Origin of the sequence: Streptomyces prasinopilosus (genome assembly GCF_001419695.1) — a bacterium.
GTDB lineage: Bacteria > Actinomycetota > Actinomycetes > Streptomycetales > Streptomycetaceae > Streptomyces > Streptomyces prasinopilosus.
In genome coordinates this window covers 1-4,192 of sequence record NZ_LIRG01000903.1, presented here as the reverse complement: position 1 = coordinate 4,192, position 4,192 = coordinate 1, and the positions used below count along the sequence as shown (strand labels likewise).

Here is a 4,192-nt window from a genome sequence, read left to right as displayed (position 1 = left end):
AACTCGCCGCGAACGCCGTCGTGCACGGCCGCGTCCCCGGCCGGGGCTTCCGGCTCACCCTCACGGTCACAGCGCCGGCCACCCTCCGCATCGAGGTGACCGACCCCAGGGGCGAGAAGGCACCCGCACGCGGGAGCGCCTCACCGGATCCCGCCGACTCGGGTTACGGCCTGCTGCTGGTCGAGGAGTCGGCCGATCGCTGGGGTGTGCGCAGTGGTCCGGTGCCGGTCAAGACGGTGTGGGCGGAGCTGGACCTTTCCCTGACGGAGTAAGTCACGTGCACATGCCGGAGCTCGTCGCCGGTTACGCGGGTGGCATCGCCGAACTCGCGGCGACCTCCTGCGAACGGTCTTCCGCGCACAGGGTCATGCTCAGGCCTGTGCAGGAGGGTTTCGGTCAATTTCCCTGTGCATAAGGCCCTTTCGCTCCTCAGGAACATGCCCGACTCGTAAGATCGCCGGGTTCGACAGCTCCGGAGGGACGAGTGGCAGTCACAACCCCAGGCACGAACCAGCTCACCTTCGCTCTGGTCGGGGGATACGCCGGTTCGGGCAAGTCGGAGGCCGGCAAGTTACTGGCCGCGGTGACGGGCTGGGCGATGCTCGACAAGGACACGCTCAGCCGGCCCATGACGGAGGGGCTCCTGCGGGCCATGGGGGGCGATCCGGACGACCGGCACAGTCCGGCCTACCTCGAGCATGTCAGGCCTCTGGAATACGAGTGCCTGCTGAAGGCGGCCTGGGAAAACCTCGAGTGCGGCATCTCCGTGGTTCTCGTGGCTCCGTTCCTCTCGGAGGCCGCCGACGGTCAGTGGATCAGCCGAGTGACGAGGCGATGCCGTCGGCTGGGCGCCCGTTTCGAGGCCTTCTGGGTGGACAGCGATGCGGAGTCCATGCACGAACGCCTGATCTCGCGCAACGCCTCCCGGGACACCTGGAAGCTCGCTCATTGGTCCACGTATGTGGACGGTATGGATCTGAGTCTGCGTCCGGCGAGCCCGCATCACCTCATCGACAACCGCATCAGCGCGGTACGGCCCCTGGCCGAGCAGCTGGAATCCCTTGCGCAGAGAATCCTGGAGAGGCCGTGACCGCAGTCGTCCTCTATGGGCCGCCCACGGCCGGGAAGGACACCCTCACAGCGGCGTTGACCGCCGCCGACTCCCGGTTCCAGCTGCTCACCAAGCTCAAACAGGGCACGGGCCGGTCGGCCGGGTACCGGTTCATCACGGAGGACGAGCTGGACGAGCTGCGCGCGCAGGACCGCGTAGTGGTCGAGACCCGCCGCTACGGCAATGTCTACGTCATCGACCGGCATTCCCTCGAAGAGCTCCAGGGCAGGGGAAAGGTGCCCGTCGTGCACATGGGGAACGTCGCCGACCTGCGCACCCTGTTGGCCGGTACCGGAAACGGATGGTTACGGGTGCTGCTGTGGGTGCCGAGAGACGTGTGTGAGAGAAGATCGAGACAACGGGACGACACCGACACCGCCAAACGGCTGGCGGCCTGGGACGAGACCGCCCGGGACATCCTCGACTCCGATCTGCGGGACCTGTTCGACGTGGTGGTGCGCACCGACAGGGTGGAGCCGAAGGCGGCGGCCGAGGAGATCACCGCCGCACTGGACGGCCCGGTTTCCGCCCGTCTCCCCGGAGAGCTGCGGGAGACCCTGGGCATCACCGACCGGCGGACCGTGCCGCCCCGCGGGTAGCCGGCTCGAGCTTTCGGACGGAGCACGGGGTCTGCCGTACTCGGTGAGGCCTTGCCATCGCAGCGGCAGAGGGGGCGTTCGTGGGAGCTGTCCGCACACTGGAGGAACTGGCGAGGATCGGCCGACAACGCACCGTGGTCGGCCGCAGCGTCGAGCTGCGTCAGGAAGTGGTGGAGGCGGATCTGCTCCTGGACACCGTCTCCGCCGACAGAGTCACCCTGGAACGCGTGAGCGTCGACGGCACCCTGACCGTTCGGTCCTGCCACATCGATGAACTCGTCATCGACCATGTGGAGGCGGACGCCATCCTCGTGACGAATTCGAGGATCGGGCGTCTGACCGTCCGCAACGCCTCCGCCGGGTGTGAAGTGGTCATCACGGACACCCTGCTGGTCTCCCTCGCTCTTCACTCCTGCGGGCGCACACAGTTGCAGCGCCTGCGCGTGGAGGAGGTCGTCCAGTTCAACGCGCTGCGCGGAGACGTGCGCATCAGCCATACCCGGCTGTCGGCCATGACGGTGCGAAGCCAGGTCACCGGGGGACGTCTCGGCCGCCCGCGCGTGGAAGCCCGTGCCCTGCACGCGCGTGAGGACATCGCCTTCGACGATCTCTGGTTGTCCGCTCTGGAACTGCACGACGTGGACGCCCGGCAACTGACCTTGCAGCGGGTGCGTCTGGACCTGCCCCTGACGGCAACGGAGCTGCGATGCAGCGAAACCGTACGCGTGAACGGGCTGGTGGTCCCTGCCGAGGAGCCCAGCACGATCACCGACAGCACGGTGCGCGGGCCCGTGGAGGTGCGTGGTCTCAAAGTGGGCGGCGACGACGACGGTCACGCGCACGCGACAGCCCGCCTGTCACTGGAGAACAGTACGGTCATGCGCCTGACGGCCACTTCGCAGGGACCGGCGGTGATCAGCCTCCGGGGGTCCTCGGTGACCGAGACCCTCGCGCTCCCCGGGGGCAGCGCGAGGTACACCCTCGACGAGCATTCGAGCGTCAGTGACATGGAACTCGCCGGGCAGGTCTTCCGGAACGGGCACCAGATCCTCTCCTTCCTGGAACGCTCCTTCACCGAGGTGTCCGCTGTGGCGCTGGAATCGCTCCGGTCGGCCTTGGCCCGGCGGAACAGGAACCGTGAGGTGGACCAGCTCTACTACCTCACCCGGCAGCGCGAGGCCGCCTTACTGCCGTTGTTGCGGCGTGCTGTTTCCCGCGGCGTCGTCGGAGGTGTCCTCGGCTGGGGTGTACGAGCGCGCAACCCGGCACGTTTCCTGGTCGCGGGCATCCTCCTGACGGCTGTCGGCCTCCACGCGGCGGGCTCGTTGCGCGGCGACGGCCAGGGGGTGACGGACCCGGGGTCCGCGGCGACTTCGCTGATCCTGGCCCTCGCCCTGTGGCTGAACGTCGGTACGGGCCTGCCGTCAGAGCTCAAGTCGGCGAACTGGACGGCCCTGGCCGTCTCGTTCGCTTCGGCCGGTCTGCTGTTCACCACGCTCATCGTGGGCATCGTCATCCGGAAACTGGTTCGCTGACCGATCCGGAAGTGCCGGGTGGCAGGGTGGGACGATGGAAGAGAGCACAGTGCCCGCGGTCACGTACGGCATGCGAGGGCGGGCGTTCCTGGTCACCGGTGGCAGTCGAGGTCTCGGGTTCGCCGTCGCGCGTCTCCTGGCCGCGGAGGGCGCGTCCGTAGCCGTCTGCGGCCGGGATGCGGGACAGTTGGCGCGTGCCGCTGCCGAACTGGAGCGGGAGGGCGCCGCACGGGTGCTGACCGGTGCGGTGGATGTCCTCGCGCCGGACGCTCTCGAGGACTTCACGGACGAGGTCGGACGCACATTCGGCGGACTCGACGGCCTGGTGGCCAATGTGGGCGGCAAGCGCGGCGGCGGACTTCTCGACTCCACACGCGAGGACTGGCAGACGACCTGGGAACTCAACGGCGGTCACGCGGTACGGGCGGTGCGGGCGGGACTGCCGCATCTGCGCCCGGGCAGCTCCGCCGTCCTGGTCTCCTCCATCTCCGGCTGGAAACCCCGTTCTCCCGCGCAGTACGGGGCCGCCAAAGCCGCCGAGATCTATCTGGCCGGAGCGCTGTGCCAGGAACTGGCCCCTCATCAGGTCCGGGTCAACACGGTCAGTCCCGGTTCCATCCTCCTGCCGGGAAAGAGCTGGGACCGCCTGCGTCTGCGGGACCCGCAGGCGTACGCCGCTTATGCGGAGCGCAACCCGAACGGGCGGCTGCTGCACGCGGACGAGGTCGCCCGGGTGATCGTCTTCCTGCTCTCGCCGGCCTCCGGGGCCGTGAACGGCGCTCATGTGCCGGTGGACGGTGGGCAGCCGCAGGCCGGCCTCGATCCGCGTACCGGGTGAACAGCGGCTGACTTCTTCTGGGCCCTGTTCGACGGCTCAGCGGCAGAGCTTCTCTATGTCCTCGGCGAAGGACGGGAACTCGGCGCGGGCCTCGGCGAGGAGGGCGTGG

At 68.6% G+C, this 4,192-nt stretch carries 5 protein-coding genes; all 5 read left to right on the top strand.

The window, feature by feature from the left end; genetic code table 11:
• A partial coding sequence (locus AOK18_RS28235) for an ATP-binding protein (protein WP_167738753.1) occupies positions 1-272 on the top strand: 272 nt, incomplete at its 5' end.
• Between the two features lie 212 nt (positions 273-484).
• Positions 485-1,090, top strand: a complete 606-nt coding sequence (locus tag AOK18_RS28230; protein WP_055696162.1) for a P-loop nucleotide/nucleoside kinase family protein — start codon at positions 485-487, stop codon at positions 1,088-1,090.
• Complete coding sequence (locus AOK18_RS28225) at positions 1,087-1,710, top strand: hypothetical protein (RefSeq protein WP_055696161.1); 624 nt, start codon at positions 1,087-1,089, stop codon at positions 1,708-1,710. Before AOK18_RS28230 ends, AOK18_RS28225 begins: the two co-directional genes overlap by 4 nt.
• An 80-nt stretch (positions 1,711-1,790) precedes the next feature.
• Entirely contained in the window at positions 1,791-3,245 is a 1,455-nt protein-coding gene (locus tag AOK18_RS28220; protein WP_055696160.1) for a hypothetical protein, read from the top strand.
• A gap of 34 nt (positions 3,246-3,279) precedes the next feature.
• Entirely contained in the window at positions 3,280-4,083 is an 804-nt protein-coding gene (locus AOK18_RS28215) for an SDR family NAD(P)-dependent oxidoreductase (protein ID WP_079105230.1), read from the top strand.
• Positions 4,084-4,192: the final 109 nt, after the last annotated feature.

What these genes read in the sequence shown, in the direction of transcription:
- AOK18_RS28215 (WP_079105230.1), top strand. Translation starts at nt 3,280, where the DNA reads ATGGAAGAGAGCACAGTGCCCGCGGTCACGTACGGCATGCGAGGGCGG.